This is a genomic window from Dyadobacter sp. CY351, from assembly GCF_021502625.1.
Classification (GTDB): Bacteria; Bacteroidota; Bacteroidia; order Cytophagales; family Spirosomataceae; genus Dyadobacter; species Dyadobacter chenhuakuii.
In genome coordinates this window covers 42477-60268 of sequence record NZ_JAKFFU010000007.1, presented here as the reverse complement: position 1 = coordinate 60268, position 17792 = coordinate 42477, and the positions used below count along the sequence as shown (strand labels likewise).

The 17792-nt window shown below is 46.0% G+C and carries 17 protein-coding genes and 3 tRNA genes; 5 read left to right on the top strand and 15 right to left on the bottom strand.

Annotation, left to right across the window (positions count from 1 at the left end):
* Positions 1–14 precede the first annotated feature (14 nt).
* The 8 genes from L0660_RS14535 to L0660_RS14500 form a co-directional block, all read right to left on the bottom strand.
* Positions 15–1001 carry a MoxR family ATPase gene (locus L0660_RS14535; protein WP_233797654.1) on the bottom strand — a complete coding sequence of 329 codons (987 nt, stop codon included), beginning with the start codon at positions 999–1001 and terminating at the stop codon, positions 15–17.
* Positions 1002–1078: 77 nt separating this feature from the next.
* Positions 1079–1696: a DUF4159 domain-containing protein gene (locus L0660_RS14530; RefSeq protein ID WP_233797653.1), complete on the bottom strand. Its 618-nt coding sequence runs from the start codon at positions 1694–1696 to the stop codon at positions 1079–1081.
* Positions 1693–3030, bottom strand: coding sequence for a TldD/PmbA family protein (locus L0660_RS14525; protein WP_235160118.1), 1338 nt, complete (start codon positions 3028–3030; stop codon positions 1693–1695). Before L0660_RS14525 ends, L0660_RS14530 begins: the two co-directional genes overlap by 4 nt.
* Before the next feature lie 6 nt (positions 3031–3036).
* Positions 3037–4674: a TldD/PmbA family protein gene (locus tag L0660_RS14520; protein ID WP_235160117.1), complete on the bottom strand. Its 1638-nt coding sequence runs from the start codon at positions 4672–4674 to the stop codon at positions 3037–3039.
* Positions 4675–4811: 137 nt separating this feature from the next.
* The gene (locus L0660_RS14515; RefSeq protein WP_233797651.1) at positions 4812–6128 is read right to left on the bottom strand and encodes a TldD/PmbA family protein; all 1317 of its coding nucleotides are present in this window, start codon (positions 6126–6128) and stop codon (positions 4812–4814) included.
* A 142-nt stretch (positions 6129–6270) separates the two neighbouring features.
* Entirely contained in the window at positions 6271–7914 is a 1644-nt protein-coding gene (locus L0660_RS14510) for a TldD/PmbA family protein (protein ID WP_233797650.1), read from the bottom strand.
* 238 nt (positions 7915–8152) lie between these two features.
* Positions 8153–8506: a response regulator gene (locus L0660_RS14505; RefSeq protein WP_235160116.1), complete on the bottom strand. Its 354-nt coding sequence runs from the start codon at positions 8504–8506 to the stop codon at positions 8153–8155.
* A 120-nt stretch (positions 8507–8626) separates the two neighbouring features.
* Complete coding sequence (locus tag L0660_RS14500; protein ID WP_026629875.1) at positions 8627–8995, bottom strand: hypothetical protein; 369 nt, start codon at positions 8993–8995, stop codon at positions 8627–8629.
* 242 nt (positions 8996–9237) lie between these two features.
* Between L0660_RS14500 and L0660_RS14495 the strand changes: the two genes are divergently transcribed.
* Positions 9238–10041 (top strand): hypothetical protein, encoded by an 804-nt coding sequence (locus L0660_RS14495; RefSeq protein ID WP_235160115.1) that lies wholly within the window; start codon positions 9238–9240, stop codon positions 10039–10041.
* Between the two features lie 16 nt (positions 10042–10057).
* On the opposite strand, the gene L0660_RS14490 is transcribed toward L0660_RS14495, so the two are convergent.
* Entirely contained in the window at positions 10058–13192 is a 3135-nt protein-coding gene (locus tag L0660_RS14490) for a glycoside hydrolase family 9 protein (protein ID WP_235160114.1), read from the bottom strand.
* A gap of 299 nt (positions 13193–13491) precedes the next feature.
* Here L0660_RS14490 and L0660_RS14485 point away from each other — a divergent pair, with 299 nt between their 5' ends.
* Positions 13492–13707: a hypothetical protein gene (locus L0660_RS14485; protein ID WP_235160113.1), complete on the top strand. Its 216-nt coding sequence runs from the start codon at positions 13492–13494 to the stop codon at positions 13705–13707.
* 177 nt (positions 13708–13884) lie between these two features.
* Positions 13885–14043 (top strand): hypothetical protein, encoded by a 159-nt coding sequence (locus L0660_RS14480; protein ID WP_235160112.1) that lies wholly within the window; start codon positions 13885–13887, stop codon positions 14041–14043.
* On the opposite strand, the gene L0660_RS14475 is transcribed toward L0660_RS14480, so the two are convergent.
* The 6 genes from L0660_RS14475 to L0660_RS14450 all read right to left on the bottom strand — a co-directional run bounded on the left by L0660_RS14475 (position 14040) and on the right by L0660_RS14450 (position 15927).
* A complete protein-coding gene (locus L0660_RS14475) occupies positions 14040–14315 on the bottom strand; it encodes a hypothetical protein (RefSeq protein WP_235160111.1) in 276 nt (91 codons plus the stop codon). The genes L0660_RS14480 and L0660_RS14475 overlap by 4 nt on opposite strands.
* Positions 14316–14443: 128 nt before the next feature.
* Positions 14444–14656, bottom strand: a complete 213-nt coding sequence (locus L0660_RS14470) for a hypothetical protein (protein WP_235160110.1) — start codon at positions 14654–14656, stop codon at positions 14444–14446.
* Positions 14657–14977: 321 nt separating this feature from the next.
* Positions 14978–15403 carry a hypothetical protein gene (locus tag L0660_RS14465; protein ID WP_235160109.1) on the bottom strand — a complete coding sequence of 142 codons (426 nt, stop codon included), beginning with the start codon at positions 15401–15403 and terminating at the stop codon, positions 14978–14980.
* A 140-nt stretch (positions 15404–15543) separates the two neighbouring features.
* Positions 15544–15617 (bottom strand) — tRNA-Arg (locus L0660_RS14460).
* A 72-nt stretch (positions 15618–15689) separates the two neighbouring features.
* Positions 15690–15763: transfer RNA gene (locus L0660_RS14455), tRNA-Pro, on the bottom strand.
* A 77-nt stretch (positions 15764–15840) separates the two neighbouring features.
* Positions 15841–15927: transfer RNA gene (locus tag L0660_RS14450), tRNA-Ser, on the bottom strand.
* Positions 15928–16056: 129 nt separating this feature from the next.
* Here L0660_RS14450 and L0660_RS14445 point away from each other — a divergent pair.
* Entirely contained in the window at positions 16057–17019 is a 963-nt protein-coding gene (locus L0660_RS14445; RefSeq protein ID WP_233797641.1) for a VWA domain-containing protein, read from the top strand.
* A 38-nt stretch (positions 17020–17057) separates the two neighbouring features.
* Entirely contained in the window at positions 17058–17777 is a 720-nt protein-coding gene (locus L0660_RS14440; RefSeq protein WP_235160108.1) for a hypothetical protein, read from the top strand.
* Positions 17778–17792 lie beyond the last annotated feature (15 nt).

Here is a 17792-nt window from a genome sequence, read left to right as displayed (position 1 = left end):
TCACCCGACCAACATCAGTTCTTCACAGCAGGCAGCAATTGATCGATCACCTGATCGGTGGTTATGCCTTCTGCCTCCGCACGAAAATTCATGGCGATCCGGTGCCGTAATACAGGGTAAGCCAATGTCTGAATATCTTCCGGAATCACCGCGAAACGTTCGTGCAGGACCGCGCGGGCTTTTGCGCAGAGTACGAGCGCCTGCCCTGCCCTGGGCCCCGCTCCCCAATCGCACCATTCCCTTACAAAATCCGATGGGCTTCCCTCGGGCCTTGTTGCCCTAACAAGCTTATTGATCCGCGTAATCAGCTCGTCGCTAATGTGAACTTGCCGGGTCAGCTGTTGTAAGGCAACGATTTCCGTGTCGGCCAGGACACGGTTAATGCCAGGCCTCAGCGATCCGGTTGTGCCTTTCAGCACATCAAGCTCTTCCTGCTCATTGGGATAATTTAATTTGATATACAACAAAAACCGATCGAGCTGCGCCTCAGGCAATGGATAGGTGCCTGCTTGCTCGATCGGGTTTTGCGTTGCAATGATCAGGAATGGGTTCGGAAGCTCGTAGTTGGTTCCGCCGTATGTTACAGTTTTTTCCTGCATGGCTTCGAGCAATGCGGCCTGCGTTTTAGGTGGCGTCCGGTTAATTTCATCGGCCAGCACTACATTCGCAAACACAGGGCCGCGGTTGAATTTGAAGAATTTCTTGCCGGTTTCATGATCTTCTTCCAGAATTTCGGTCCCTACAATGTCTCCGGGCATCAGATCGGGCGTAAACTGGATCCTTTTGAAGCTCATATGCAGCGCTTCGGACATGGTTTTTACCATTAATGTCTTTGCCAAACCCGGAACGCCTTCCAACAGGCAATGTCCTCCCGCAAGCAGGGAAATCAATATTTCATCAATCGCTTCCTGCTGACCAACAATCACTTTGGCAATTTCCTTTTTCAGAAGCGGCAGCCTTGCAACCAGCTCTTTGTAATGGCTCAACTCCAATTTTTCCAAACCTCAGAATGCAGTTTTATTTGTTAAAAAGTTAAAAGTCGACAAGTGTAATGATCGTGTTAATCATGCTAAACTGGCTATGCATTTAGCGCATAGACTACAATATTCACACCAAAACGTGTATTGTCAACTGCCAGAAAACGCTTGTTACGAAAATCATAATCCCATTCGCAGCCGTAATCTTTATTGCTATATAACACACCGATCCGTCCATTGATCGTAATCGCTTTGAGATAATCATGCACAAGATCATCGCCCCAGCCATTCAACTCGAATGAAGTCGTTGGCGGCCCTTCCTCAAATTTGAAAAAACTGGAATAAATAGGGTGGTTATTGGGGATCTTTTGCAAGGCTTTGGGACCAAACGTCCGTTCCATTTCCTGCTCAAACGATTTGGCGAAAAGTCCATCGATATCATGATTGCAATCGTCCACAAAAACGAAGCCGCCATTTTGCACATATCGACGAAAATGGTCCCTTTCCTGCGTGGAAAACTCAACCAGCTTGTGCCCGCTCAGGTAGCAAAAAGGACTTTTGAAAATTTCATTGCTGTTCAATTGTACAACTTTTTCCTTCTCATCAATCGGAATTGTGGTGTATTCAACCAGCGAATGCAGCAGATTGGACGGCATTCGCTGGTCGGTGTCCCAGTTTCCGGACGTGTATTGAATTCGAGTAAAGAAAAAAGGCTTCAAACCGCGTCGGAAAGTGAAGAAAAAGTAAACTCCCTGATTTTCATTGGCGGAACCATATAATTCCTATCCGATTCCGTACTCACAACCCTTTCTGATCTACCCAATGTTTCGAGGTTGTTCAGCATAATGACAGGACTTTCGTTAAAACGGAAATTTTTGACCGGATGCTTAATAACGCCATTTTCAATGTAAAATGTGCCGTCCCGCGTAAGGCCGGTCAGTAACAATGTTTGCGGGTCCACTTCCCGGATATACCAGAGTTTGGTAACCAAAATCCCCTGTTTGGTGGATTTGATCAGCTCTTCCATGGTGGCGGTTCCTCCGTCCATAATCACATTGCTGGGAGAAGGAACGGCCTTTACGTTGTTTTTCTGAGCCCAATAGCGCGAGTAGACCATGTTTTTGACAACCCCTTTTTCTATCCACGCCATTTTGTTCAAAGGCTGCCCATCTCCTGCCCAGGGCGATGCCGGCAGATCCGGATGCGTGGGATCGGAGTAAATGTTCACGCGCTCGTCGACGATTTTCTCGCCCAACTTGGTCTTCCCGCCTGGCTTGCTTAAAAAGGAGCGGCCTTCGTCAGCGCTTCTTGCATCAAAATTGAAATATATATTTTCCAGTAAAACCGCCGCCGCCGTTGGTTCCAGAATGACGGTGTATTTTCCCGGCTCCAATGCTTTCGCATTCATGGAACCCATCGCTTTCTGGATCGCTATGCTCGTTGCAGCAGCCGTATCCAGCTTGTTTACATCACTATAACCCCGCGCAATGTAGCCAGAGCCCGTGCCATCCGGCGTGCGAACCGTGAGGGAAAAGTTGACGCTTGTGCTTGGGTAATAAGCGAATAACCCTTTGGAATTCATCATGGCGGAATAGCCTTTCTGGTTGTCCAGGAAGCCCGCTGCCGTCAGGTTTTTTCCTCTCGATAGTTCCAGGCTTTTCGCAACGGCATCGGCGCGCTTATCAGCATTGATGCCAGCCGTCGATTCGAAGAAACCGGAAGATTTGAGATAAGTCTGCGGACCCAGAATGCTCACATATTCAGGATTTTCGGGCGCAAGCTGAGCGAGCTCCTCAGACCTCCTTACCACTTTTTCCAGCGACTCATCGCTGAATTCATCAATGGTGGCGACACCCACTTTTTTGCCAAAAGCCGATTGTACAGATAAATTCTGGTTGACCAGCGATCCGCTTGTGGACACTTCGTTCCTTGCGTAACGCAGGTTGCCCCGCTCCTCTCCCAGCAGGTTAATTTCGCATTCGTCCGCTTTGGAGTAAGCCAGCACTTTCTGCATTAATGCCTTTGCTTCTGATTCAGATAGTATGATAGACATGGCTGGTTATATTTTTCTGGCTGTATTGATCACATTAACCCCGTTAAAACGCGTTGTCGAACTTCCGTGCGATACAGCGCTGGATTGCGAGGGCTGGCCTTTGCCGTCGAAGAATGAGCCGCCGAGACGATAGTCCTTTTCATCACAAACCTGCACGCAAGAATTCCAGAACTCCTGTGTATTGGATTGATAAGCTACATCTTTCAGCATGCCGACAATCTTACCGTCCTTGATTTCATAAAACAACTGTCCGCCAAACTGGAAATTATAGCGCTGCTGATCAATCGAGAACGAGCCGTCGCCAATAATGTAAATGCCTTTTTTGACATCCTTGATCATGTCGTCCACGGATAACGGCGTCTTGCCAGCAGCCAGCGAAACATTCGGCATTCTCTGGAATTGTACGGAAGACCAGCTATCGGCATAGCAGCAGCCATGCGACTCTTTCTCACCGATAATGTGCGCCTGGTCGCGGATTGCCTGATAATTGACTAACACACCATCCTTCACCAGGTCCCATTTCTTTGTATTAACACCTTCATCATCCCAGCCAACAGCTCCCAAAGATCCTTCCTGTAATTTGTCGGCGATCAGGTTCACTTGTTTGCTGCCATACTGGAAGTTTTTGGATTTCCATTTATCCAATGTTGCAAAAGAAGTCCCTGCAAAATTGGCCTCATAACCGAGCACACGATCCAGTTCGAGCGGGTGGCCGACGGATTCGTGAATAGTCAGCCAGAGGTGCGACGGATCCAGAATAAGGTCATATTTGCCTGCCTCCACCGATTTTGCTGTCAGCTTTTCTTTGGCTTGTTTGGCTGCCGCAGTAGCATCTTCCAGCATGTCGTAACCTTTGTTGTAGCGCGTGGTCACGCCGGTAATTTTGTCGGACGGGTTAGCTTGCAGATAATCGTAACCCATGCCCATTGGTGCGCTTAATGCGTTCCTGGTTTCAAATTTTCCACTTTTCGGATCAATGGCCGTAACATTGAAGATCGGCCAGATCCGGTGAACGTCCTGGTCAATGTAGGAACCATCGGTGGAAGCAAAATATTTTTGTTCATTGACTAAAAAAAGCACTGAATTCACATAATTAGCGCCATTCTTCATCGCTGCATCATTTACAGAAAGCAGCAGGTCAACCTTCTCCTTAATAGGCACTTCGAAAGCATTTTTCTTGATCGGCGCTTTCCAGCTCACTTCACCAAAGCCTTTTTGCGGGGCCAGTTGCACAGGCTCTTTCATCAGCTTTGCATTCGCTTTCGCAATTGCCACGGCATCTTCGGCGGCTTTTGCCATTTGAGCCTCATTATTTACATCAACAACAGCGGCAAACCCCCAGCATCCGTTGGCAATCACCCGCACGCCCACGCCGTAGGATTCTGTGTTTACAATGTTCTGCACTTTGTCTTCACGGGTTACCACAAACTGATTGAGATAACGTCCGATCCTGACGTCGGCATAGGAAGCGCCTTTGGATTTTGCAGCATTCAGCGCGGCATCAGCCAGTCGTTTTTTGACGGCTACATCCACGCTTTTTTCAAGAAATGCTTCGGGGGAGACATTTCTGCCCATTGCAAAAGCAGGCATCATGAACGCTCCGGTTCCGAGTCCAGCCAATTGTATAAAGTCTCTGCGTTTCAAAGTATATGGTTGCTAATAGTGACGAATTGGGTCATTGGAATAAAAGGCGTAATGCAGCATAAGCTAGCGAAAAGCTGCAACAGATTCAATGCACTTTTTATGTAAGGAAATTAAAAATACATGAGTGGTCATGTGCGCTAAACTGCGTCCGAGAGACTCGTGAATGTGAAATCGCGGATTTTCAGCGGCGGTACCAGGTTGCCGCCCGCGCGAACAGGCTTGCCAATCGCCTCTATATTATTGAGCATGATAACCGGACTTTCGTTAAACCGGAAATTCTTAACCGGATATTTGATCTGCCCGTTTTCAATGTAGAATGTGCCATCCCGCGTCAGGCCCGTGTAAAGCAATGTCTGCGGGTCCACAGCGCGGATATACCAAAGCCGGGTTACCAGAATGCCCTTTTCAGTTCCTTTGATAAGATCGGCCAAAGATTCATTTCCACCCTGAAAAATAAATCCGGATGGAGGAGCAATGGCCTTAACACCTTGTTTTTGTGCCCAAAAGCGCGAGTAAGACATATTTTTAACCACACCATTCTCTATCCATATCACTTTCTCCTGTGGCCTGCCATCGCCACTGAATGGCGATCCGGGGATTTCCTGATTTTGAGGATCTGAATAAATGTTCACGCGTTCATCGAAAAGCTTTTCACCGAGCCGCGTTCCACCTCCTTTTTTACCCAAAAAACTTCTGCCTTCATCCGCATTACGCGCATCCATGCTGCGCATCATGTTATCCAAAAGATCAACGCCCGCAGTCGGTTCCAGGATTACGGTGTACTTTCCGGGTTCCAATGCTTTTGCCGTTGCAGAAGCCATCGCCTTTTGCATCGCAACCTCTGTTGCCGAAGCGGTGCTGAGCTTAGAGGCATCATTGTAATCCCGCGCAGCATAGCCGGAGCCTTTGCCGTCGGCCGTTCTAACAGTGATAGAAAAATCAATGGAGGTAGATCTGTTATAACCAAAAAGCCCCTTATTGTTGCCCATTGCATTAAATCCGGCCGCATCTTCCAGATAACCAGCCGCGGTCAGATTCTTTTTAATGCAAGGATCAATGCTATCGAAAGCTGCTTTGGCGCGATAATCCGGATTGATCGCTGCCGTGCTTTCCGCAAAAGAATTGGTTTCAAGATATTGCTGGGGCCCAAGCATAGGGACATATTCCGGGTTGTCGGGTGCGAGTTTGGCTATTTCTTCTGCTCGTCTTACTGTCTTTTCCAGAGAAGCATCATCAAACTCATTAATGGTTGACGTGCCTGATTTCTTGCCAAAAACAGACGTTACGGACAAGGAAAGATCAGTCGTTTCTCCGCTTGTGGATACGGAATTGCGTGCGTAGCGAATGTTGCCTGTCCGGTTGCCAAAAAGGCCTACGCTTATTTCATCGGCTTTGGAAAATGCCAATACTTTATCAATTATTTTCTTCGCTTCGTCTCTGGATAAAATAGCCATGTTGATTTCAATTTTGAATGAGTGAATGAGTGAATGATTGAATGTTACAGTAGATGATTGATATTGAAGCTATACATGCCGGCCCAACAAGGGTATGCATTAGCAAATCATTCACTCATTCACTCATTCAGTCATTCAATCCTTATATCTTCCGTCCCGTATTGATCACATTCACTCCGTCAAAACGGGACGTTGAACTTCCGTGTGACACTGCGCTCACTTGTGCAGGTTGCCCTTTTCCGTCGAAAAACGACCCGAATGTCCGGTAATCGTCCTTGTCGCAAAGCTGTGTACAGGAATTCCAGAACTCTTGTGTATTGGACTGGTAAGCAACGTCATCCAGCATGCCTGTGATTGCCCCGTTCTTGATTTCATAAAACACCTGACCGCCAAACTGGAAGTTATAACGCTGCTGATCAATGGAATACGAACCCCGGCCAATGATATAAATGCCTTTTTCCACACCTTTGATCATGTCCATTACGCTCCGTTTCTCAGTGCCTGGCTTCAACGAAATGTTCGGCATCCGCTGAAATTGAACGGAATTCCAGTTATCGGCATAGCAGCAGCCGTGCGATTCTTTTTCACCAATGATCTTCACCTGATCGCGAATGGCCTGGTAATTCACCAAAACGCCATCTTTGATAATATCCCACTCCTTGCACGGCACGCCCTCATCGTCATAACCGACAGCCCCAAGCGTATTCGGCTGCGTTTTGTCCGCCACAATGTTTACGAGTTTGCTGCCATAGGCGAAGTTTTTAGACTCCCATTTATCCAATGTTGCAAAACTTGTCCCTGCATAATTGGCCTCATAACCCAGCACACGATCCAGCTCAGTGGGGTGCCCAACGGATTCGTGAATGGTTAGGCCAAGATGGTTGGGATCCAGGACCAGGTCATACTTGCCGGGAAGCACCGATTTTGCAGTCATTTTTTCCTTAGCCTGCTTCGCTGCATTGATCGCATCTTCCACCATGTCGTAAGAGTTCCGGTAACCGACCAGACCATTCGGGCCGGCGATTTTTTCCGAAGCTAAGCCATCCAGATATTCATAGCCCATGCCCATGGGCGAGCTGATGGCATCGCGGGTTTTGAATTTACCGGCAGCTTTATCGGTGACTGTTACCGTAAATGTAGGCCATATGCGGTGCACGTCCTGGTCGATAAATGAGCCGTCGGACGAAGCAAAATATTTCTGTTCATTCACAAAAAACATGTTGGAGGTGACGAAGCCCGCACCGTTTTTCATGGCCTCACCATTCACATTCATGAGCAGATCAATCTTTTCCTGAATGGGTATTTCAAATGCATTCTTCTTGATCGGCGTCTTCCAGGTTTTGTCGCCAACTCCTTTCTGTTCAGCCAACACGACCGGTTCTTTTTGAAATTTAGAATTCGCTTTCGCAATCTCCACAGCCGTTGCAGCGCACTTGGCAATGCCCTCGGCCGTTACATCGCTGGTGGCCGAAAAACCCCAGGTTCCGTTCGCTATTACCCGGATCCCAACGCCGTAGGACTCCGTATTCACGATATTCTGAACCTGTTTTTCACGTGTAAATAAATATTGCTGTAAGTAGCGCCCGATCCGGACGTCGGTATAGGTTGCGCCTTTGCTTTTGGCCGCATTGAGAGCGATTTCTGCAAATTTTTTCTTGGCAGCGACATCAATCCAGGGTTCGAGCAGATGCGCGGCGCTCACAGGATTTCCCACAACTGGCACGGACGAAAGCATTAAAGCTCCTGCGCCCATTCCTGTCATTTGCATAAAATCTCGTCTTTTCATCGAATATTTCAGGAAATAAAAATGGAAGATTACCGGGTTATGAAATGGCCGAATACAGCCTAATTGGACCGAAACGGCGACTTCATGAGGAATGTTGATATTGAAAACACAATGTAAAAAATATTTCCAACAAATATTGCTGTGGCAATTTTTTTAGCATTTCAATAACTGGCACCCCTCAAAGAAAAATGAGCGTGCCCCTTGCCGGAACACGCTCACTCACTGCTTCTTAAATGTTTTACATCATATTGGTGATGATCAGCCGTCTTAAATCCTGTTCATCCCACGGTTTTGTTACAAAATTGTGGAGATAACCTTTCACTTCCGCATGCTTGAATTCAGCATTGTAAGCCTGTCCTGTGAGCAGGACGCGGATACTTTCAGGATATTGTTTGGACGCCATTTTCAAGAATTCCAGACCCGTCATATCAGGCATCTGGTGATCGACGAAAATGACATCGATTTGTTCTTCTTCTAAAACTTTGAGGCCCTTATCCAAGGTGTCGGCGAGGTAAATTGTCGCGTCTCTCCGGAAGGAAGCTTTAAAGGAATTGAGATTATTGATCTCATGATCAATGTAAAGTATGCTCATAATATTCTGATAGTGGGTTACGGTTGTCGCTAAAATACAACTTTTTACTTTTCTCGAATAGTTTTAAAAACAATACTTTACACTCCTGCTGTTTACCTCCACAAAAGTCCCCAAAAATTGCTACCAGCCACTCACTGCAAGGTTATTGTCTGACTCATAGTACTCCTGCCAAACATCTACCAGATTGGGATCTCCCTGCCATGCCGAGCCATCAAAATTAGTGATCAGGTTATTATCTAAATCCTGTTTAAAGATGACGTGATGAATGTTTCCATCCTTCGTGCGCATGAATGCCTTCACAGCATACTTCCTGACATAGGTTGTCTGCCATTTACGCGGGTTAGGGATCGGATCCGCCACGTCGCCGGCTCCGTAAAAACGCCTGTAAAAATCGGCTATCGCCGCCTCCTGGTTATATTCAAACGATTGATCAGCCTGGAAAAAATTAGACTTGAAAAAGTCTCTTAACTGCTCTGGGGTTGGTTTCATTGCTAAGTCTCATAAAGCATGCGCTGGACATTCGGCTGCCCATCTTGTAAGATACGATTAATATCTGCCAAAAGCTAAAAAACAGGGGAAACAGGACAATTGATTTGAGATTGTCGGCAACCGCATGATAAAAGGCAGTTGCCGCCTGATAAATGGCCCCGGCTGTTCGTCCTCGTTGGTAATAACCTCACAACTGTTTTCACCTTATTGCAACATCTATTTACAGAAAAAGTAAAGCTATTATGACAAAACAACTATTCCCTTGCAGCCTCTCGGCGAGACTGATCCTGCTCCTGTCCATTGCTATTTTCTCTTGTGAAAAAAGTGAGAAAATGCCCGATCCTGCCATGACTAAAAACGTAAAAACGGATGCGAATGCATTCGTTGTGGGGCAGCTTCTGTTACAAACCACAATGCCCGGCTATGACATAACGGACATTCAGTACAATGCGAATAATTCACTCAAAAGTTACCGGACCGAAGGCGGAGCTTATGTCACAACTTTGACTTATGCCCCTGACAAAGTGATCTACACAACCGTTTACGGCGGCAAAAAGAGCTCCGACATTGTGTATGATCTTGTAAATCAATACGCAACCCGGAAAGTTGAAACATTTTATACGAGCGGCGGCAACATTACGGATGTGATACAGACCGATTACATTTATCAGGCCGGAAAGGTGGTTAAGGAATATTACCGGGAAAATAATCTCCCTGATGGCCATCTGGTGTATTACTATGACGACCAAAATGTTTCTTTCCAGGAGCGCTATGATGCGGACGGCGCGATTGTGAATAAAGTGAGCTACGAATACTATCTGAAACATGCAGATAAGTCTGCTCATTTCAGCCAGTTCAATCTCAAAATGGACGCAAAATTGTTTCCTCCGAAGACATTGAACCTCGTGGAAAACAAGTATCTGAAAAAACCGGCCAAAAACCCTGTTGCCACGCATTACACATACTTACTGAATGCTTCCGGCTATCCGACTAGCGGCAGTGTCACCGGACCTGATCCTTATAACTGGACAAGCAACTGGCAGTAATGTTGCCATGAACCGGTCAGTGAACCAACAATTTTTGCGTGTACAATCGATATCCTTGCTGGTTTTTTATTTGTAAAATATAAATATCCGCTGGAAGATCGAATGTGTCGAAACGCGTGGCTATCCCTGGATTTATATCGAATCGCTTCCGGGGAACCCCACGTTTGTTAACGACCTCACCTGTGAGCAGATCCGTATTTTCTGCCGACTCGGTTTGTATTTCATAAATGTTTTGCTGCTTTTGCAAAACATTTATTTTCATTCCATTGCAAGCGTCCGGAGCGTAAAGGATACGCGTAAATTGATATCGTCCATCATAATCGACTTGTTTGAGCCTGTAATAATTACGCGGATTAGGGAGGGAATCTGTGAAACGATATTGCTTAGATATGCTGCTTGATCCCGCTGCGCTTACCCGGCCGATATCCTCAAACGTTTTCGCATCGGCACTGCGCTGAATAACGAAATAATCCGCATTGACTTCCTGGCTGGTTGTCCAGTGCAGGTTTACATGACATTGTTCGGCCTGTGCTTCAAAGCTTGCAAAATGAACCGGAAGTGCGTCATTGATGGCAGTGCTGAAAAACGCAAACGGAGCGATTGTGACAGCGATTTCCTGGATCGTGAATTCCGACATTTCAACAGCCTCACGCGCGTCCGTATAGCGACGAAGCACAGGATAAGGGTCTTCTTTTTTGAAACCATAGGGATATCGGTTTGCCGAGTCCTGGATTGCAAAGCTGGACGGCCTGTTCATAACCAGCGACGCAGCAGGGCCAAATACCGGGATGCCGGGAACTGGCTCGGTGTATTTGTTTGGAACCGTTGACCAATGAAGAGGAAATTTCGGAGCATTTTTGCCAACGCCGGTAATCATGCTTTTAGACAACGGATTGTTGCCCAAAGGAATATCAAGCTGAATTTTTGCCAGATCCAGCAGTTCGGGCTTGGATAGCAGATAACTGAACATAATGTAGTCAAATGCATAGCTCTGGGCCATGCCAAAAGTTCCGTAGCCTACGTAACCCTTAAAAGGATGATATGCGCCATGATACGCATGAATGTTCATTGTCCTATGGTTGTAATTAACCAGCACTTCAGTATTCAGCTTGGACTTAAACTCCGCGACAGGAGCATTACTGACTGGAAATTTGGTTGTAGAATAAGCCCACGCCGCTTTGAAAGTATGGTGTGCCCAGCTCATCGTAGCATGGAACTCGTGAGGGATCTTGGCATAGTAATCCAGAAAAGCATTGTTATACATGACTTCGCCCGTCGTCTTATAGAGCTCGGCAGCCGCCCAGGCGCGGTTATCCAGGTCAATAGGATCCGGATAAGGTCCAGCCGAAATGCCGGGAAAATTCACAGGAGCTGATGCTTGCGGATGCAGTTGCAGGAAAGCCCAGGCTTTTTTCGCCATATCGAGACAATTCTGGGCGTAATTGGGGAAATAGGCTTTCATATTTCGAGCCGCCATGGCCATCGCTGCTGCAAAAAGTGCTGTGGACTGCGTTATTTTTTCAGAAACAAAAAGTGTACTCACCTCATCTTCCGGCAATCCAGTTGACCAGGTGGCAGGTGTAACGCGGAAATACACGCCACCATCTGGTGCCTGCATTTGTTTCAGCCAATCGGTTTCATATTTGATCTCATCGAGCAGGTCAGGAATGCTGTTGCCGCTTTCGGGAATGTTGTAATAATTGTCCGGAAACTTTTGCGGATACAGCTCAAAAGCAGTAAAGAGAATAAACAAAGCACTCGCCGCCGTGGGAACATACCGTCCGTAGTCACCGGCATCCAGCCAGCCCTGGATCATCGGAATTTTACTGCCGACAGCAGGATCGGAGGCACTATGCAGCGGAGATGATGCGTGAGAAGAATGAATTTGCGCCACCAACGCCGGCAGACCGCCACGATGCCAATTGCCGGCATGCTGCGAATCCAGCTTGCCCGATCTTTGGTAATACAAACTCCTGGCCGTGTGCTTATGTAAGTCATCGTACACTTCATCAGCAATGGTGAATGTTTCAGAACGGCCATAACCTTCTACATACAAATAGTATGTGCCGGGAATGGTCACTTCCGAAAAATCCAGGTCAAAAACCAATTCGCCGCTGAATGATGAATCAGCTTTCAAAAACGTACTTACGCCGCTATAAACAACTTGATCTGCCTCGTCTCGAACCTCAAAAACAGGTGTATTGACCGAATCAACGGGCATAAACCAGGCATCGCCCAGAAAGCTGCCCAGCTTGCCGAGCTTCGGGCTGTCGGGCAAATACCCAACCTGATTGGCCTTTACGTTTCCATAAATTGTAAGGTCTCCGAAAGCAAATGTCGTGTCCAGTGCAGCTGCATTACCAGATAGGTCCCTGATGTCAGTGACTGTCAAATTGTATAAGCCAGCATTATTCAATGGTTTATCAAAAATCAGATACAGCTCATACGCAACAAATGGCACTCCGGACGTCGGAAGTAACCCCTTAACATAATGATGCCGTCCGATTTTAATGGGGTGTTGCTGTTGCAGATACGCCGGATCTGCCTGGCTCGCCAAACTGTAATTGGCAGTTTCATAGCATCCTGTCGTATCGAATCGTTCACTAACGCTGAGCTTTAAAACCCGGCTGGAAACCGGTTGTAATGAGAGCTTGGGCGATTTTAAGTCGACAACCTGAATGTCATCGATAAAGTAGAAAAGTTGGTTTGAAGTTGTAGTTGCAAATTCGAGATATTCAATAGAAGTGAGGTCATAACCTTGCTTTTTGAACAATGTCAGCGGAATTCTGACTTCCTTATAATCCGTAGTAATCCCGCCCGCACCCTGTATATAGGTGCCAATATCGACCCAATTGCTCTGTGCGAAGTAAGTGGTAAGCCGTATGGAAGTGATTTGCGCGTTTTGATTTGACTTTATAAAAAAACGAAGCTCATCAAATCCCGAAATATCCGCTCGCCAGGCATTGCTGCAATTAAACCCGATTTTCGGCATATGAAACTTATCCGGCTCCGCCCGAAAACAAGCGTCGCCAGTAAAAGCATCGGATCCCGAAATTACGGACCCGTATGCCTTATTACAACTAGCCGGATTTGCTTCACCGTCCCAGAGTGTTTTTGTTTGAGAAAAGCATGGCACAGCAATGACTGCCATGAAGAGAAAGAATATTTTGTACATAATAGCACTTGAATGTTTGCAACACACAAGCGCTAAATCGGTGCCATACCAATTGGTTTTAAGCAGAGAGTTTTCAGGAGGCGGGTTTGAATGATTGATCGGTAAATTTCAAGCAGACCGACTCTCGATACCGGGCCAGCTAAATTATAAGCTAAACTTATAATGCACATTATTAGACAGTTAACACAAAAGATTTACTAAAAATCCTATGGAAGTCTGGTAGCAAATGCATAGCTTTACCCATTCAATTTTTCAAATCATTCAACACGCTAACCATGGAAACTACAAATTGCAAGGCTGGTCATCATAAGATAAACGACTGGGACCCACTTGTGTCGGCAGTCATCTCATCTTCCTGCGGTGGTGCCTTTTTAGGCGGGAGCTTGTTTAATATGACAGGCGCGCTTATTGGCGGAGCATTGGGGATAATTGTTGAAATCTGGTTCTATATGCGATCGCAAAATCCACGAACTCAAAGTGAAAGCTTATAATTAATTGCTTCTGGGTTTGTGAATTCTCTGCAACTTATTCTGGACGAAATTCTGGTTCGACGGATTATATTCATGCTGGCGTTTCTTGCTAGCATTTTGTACCTGATTATTTACAAGTGTCAAAATCGCTTCGGGCAAACAAATCTTCCCGGCTTCATAGGAACGGGTTTTCAAATCATGTCCGTTATAAGCGGCTGTAAGCTCGTCATTCGCGTACTGATCGAGCTGCATACCTTGGAAATGGATAAGTTTTACACCGGCTACGGCGGAGCAACCGTGATTTGGATTTCGATCGTTGCTTTGAACAAGCGATTGAGCCGGACGGAGGGTGTCTAACGTTTTTGGAGCAACTTAATACATCGATCAAACCTTTCCATCTGCATTAAGAATGTTGATATCCTGAGACCCTCTGCATGATTTGCATTACTTTTCATCAACACATTCAAATAACAGACCGGCCCGCAAGCATCACCTTCATCAAAAAATCCTCTGATGCAATCAACTAACTGATCTTTTTGAACATTGAGCATTTCTTGCCTTAGTGCACTCATTTGCCGGTTTAGTAATGTTAGTTCACAGTTTGTTTTTGAATCTTGCGTCGTTGTCATACATTTACAATGTTTAATTATTACTGATTAAACTCCCCCGGAGCATCGCAGCCTCAGAAACTTAGAAGCTCCGGGTTTTTTATTACTGGATATAAGTCGAGTTTTCCGACAAAAATCAGTCAAAAATTTTAGTTTGGTGTGAATGTTACCTCAATTTTGACATCGATTTTACCAAAGTCTGACAAAATGTTTTCCATTCTCTTTTCAGAAATTCCTTGCTGATAAGTATAATCCTTCCAAGCACTTGTATACCTACCCTTCTTCACGTCCGGCGGCAAAGTTGGATAAATGTGCTTCGCCCACCAGTCAAAGGCCTCTTTCATCGTTGAGAATTTCTTCATAGCCAAAGATAGAAAACAAGTCCGAATTTCCGACAAAAAATTACAAATATCATTTGTTAGGCTTTATTCAAGAAGCCGCATTATTTGTCAATTTCTCTCAATCCAATCATAAAGATCCTCCAACGATTTCCCCATTGTGGCAAGATTGGTTTTCAAATGAAGTGCGGGAATATCTTTATACGCAGGTCTATGGGTAATGGTTCGAAGACATCTTGGGCATTTCCAATGTTCATGAGATGCTTTTATACGTAAATAATGGCATCCGTGCGCTTCAAGGAAACGTATCCAGTCTTTAAGCTTAACAGGCCGATTATTTCCCAACTATGCAGCTTGTAAGATGGAGGTTTTTACTTGCTCAGGAAAATCGAAATTTTGTAATATCTCTTTTTCTTCAAAGTGGAGCCAGGCAAGCGGCTGGTCCGACGATGGCTGTGGATTCCATCCCATCCTGGACAGTTCATCTTTTCGCTCGGACTCGCTGATACCGAACAGATCCTCAAAAAGCGTCTCTAAATTTTCCTTTAACGCGTTTACGGAATCCTCCTCATCAATGCCATAACCGGAAACATTCAGGGACGGTATGATACTTAATGTATGGTCGCCCTGCTGGCCCGTGTAGACAATAAGAATGCCTTCGATTTCGTCTTCGGCCAAAGTGAGAATCTCTGACTGACATTTTTCAGCTTCATCCCAGTGGCTAACTTCTCGCAGTTCAAAGGTCGTCATGTCCGAAAGTTTTGTTTTCATGAGTTTGCTGGGAGATGTTTGATGTTATTTCACAAAGAAATACCCAGGACTCAACTAGACACAATTTACAAATTTTCCGGTCAGTATGAATTATTTGTCGGCGCATAAAAAAAGCACCTAACAAATGTTAAGTGCTTGCGTGATCCGGATGTGATTCGAACACATGACCTGCTGCTTAGAAGGCAGCTGCTCTATCCAGCTGAGCTACCGGACCGTAGTCAAAAAAATAGGCAGTCAGCGATTCGCAGTTTTATCTGCAACGGCCTAACTGCCTAAATCTTTTGTGTCGGGGAGACAGGATTCGAACCTGCGACCCTCTGGTCCCAAACCAGATGCGCTACCGGGCTGCGCCACTCCCCGAGTTATTCTTACTTGCTAGGCTGAGTCTCGATTTCGTCAAAGGTCAGCCCCTCTTTTTACTCTATTTTAGATCGGTGTAGAGGAAGCGGGATTCGAACCCGCGGTACCCTTGCGAGTACGGCAGTTTAGCAAACTACTGGTTTCAGCCACTCACCCATCCCTCCTTCTTTCCGTTCTGGGTTGCAAATATAGAAGGTTGCCGTTCAGAAAAACAAACATTTCACTAAAAAAACTTTATCAGAAGCCACAATTCCCTATTTTTGAAAAATTTTAAATTACCCAAAGCGTTCATTATGAACTGGAATTACCCCTTTGACACCACTGAATTTTTTTTCATATTTTTTTTCATTTTAATCTACACAGCCTACATTATCCGCACCGTCCGCATCGCCCGGCAGTTGCAAACCACCGCAAGAACCCTCATCCTGAAACTATTTTTACGATCCATTACATTCGCATTATTGATCATCAGTTTGCTCGGACCGTCGTTCGGGGAGGCCGACCGGCAGATCCAGTCCAAAGGCAAGGACATTTTTCTGATCGTGGACCTTTCCAAATCCATGGACGCAGCGGATGTCACGCCGTCGCGGTTGGAAAAAGTGAAATTTGAGATGAACAGATTTGTGCAGAATGAGCGGGCAAACCGGATCGGGATCATTATTTTTTCCAATGAAGCATTCATACACGTGCCGCTGACTTATGATGGCGCTGCTTTGGAATTGTTTATACAATCTTTACAAACGGATTTACTGGCGACGGGCGGGACCAACATTTGCGATGCAACCGAACTGGCTTACAACAAATTAATGAATGCTGCCGATCCCGGCGGACGCTCGAAAATGATGATCCTTTTTACGGATGGCGAGAACAATTCATCTTGCAGCGGGCCGTTGTACAACAATTTACGTCGGTTTGGGATAGGCGTTTACACGGTGGCGGTGGGGACGAAAGTGGGCATCAGCATCCAGCAGGACGGCAAGCCGCTGATGGATAAAAACGACAAACTGGTGATCAGCAAACTGGATGAAAATTTCCTGAAAACGATGGCAACCGCGGCGAGAGGAACTTACTATGAGCTTAATAATACCAAAAATGACATGTTGAAACTCATCAATGACGTCAACCAGGCGGAGGGAACATTGGTCGATTCGCGGACAATTACGGTGGTGAGTAACAAATACTATTATTTCCTGGGCGCGGCACTGATCCTGATTCTGCTGGACGTTTTAATTACGATAGGAACGTTCCGACTATAAGGATTCATGCTTATTTTTGCGACACAAATCGACCGCCTATGACCGCCATTATTCTTTATATTCTGCTTTGGCTCTGGGATAATCGGACATTTGACTCCATTACCAAGGCCAATGAGCGGAAACTGGGCGCGGAGCAGGCATACAACAACAAACAATACAAGCAGTCGGCCGATTTGTATTACCAAATTACGTACGGCTCCCTTTTTTCCGACCCGGCGGCGCGCCTGAATCTGGCCCACTCCTACTATCAGATGGGCAATTACAAATTGGCGTTGAAACATTACGAACTGCTGGATCACATTGATGATAACACCATTGCATCCATTGCAAACAGCCAAATCGCATTAATTCGAGTGAATCAAAAGGACACAGTGAACGCGCTCGATCATTTGAAAACAGCGCTGCGGCTGGAACCAGGAAACAGCCTGGCAAGGAGCAATTACATTGTTTTGAAAAAAGCATTTTCAGGCGTCGACAAGCCTTCTGACCAGAATAATAAGAAACAAAAATCTGAGCGGGATGCCATTGCGGAGCGCAACCAGCCTGCGCCGCCGGAGCCGAAACCGGAGACGCGGGAAGTGGCCGAAGATGTGCAGAAAGAGGAGCTGCTGCGAAGTTTGCGGGAAATGAATATGTCTGAGGAGCAGGCCCGTGCGATATTGGATGCCATGAAATCAAACGAATCGCAATATATTTACCAGCTCAGAAGGAAGCAATACAAGTCTAAAACAGCAAAACAAGACGAAATAGAGTGGTAATTTTTACTATAAAAA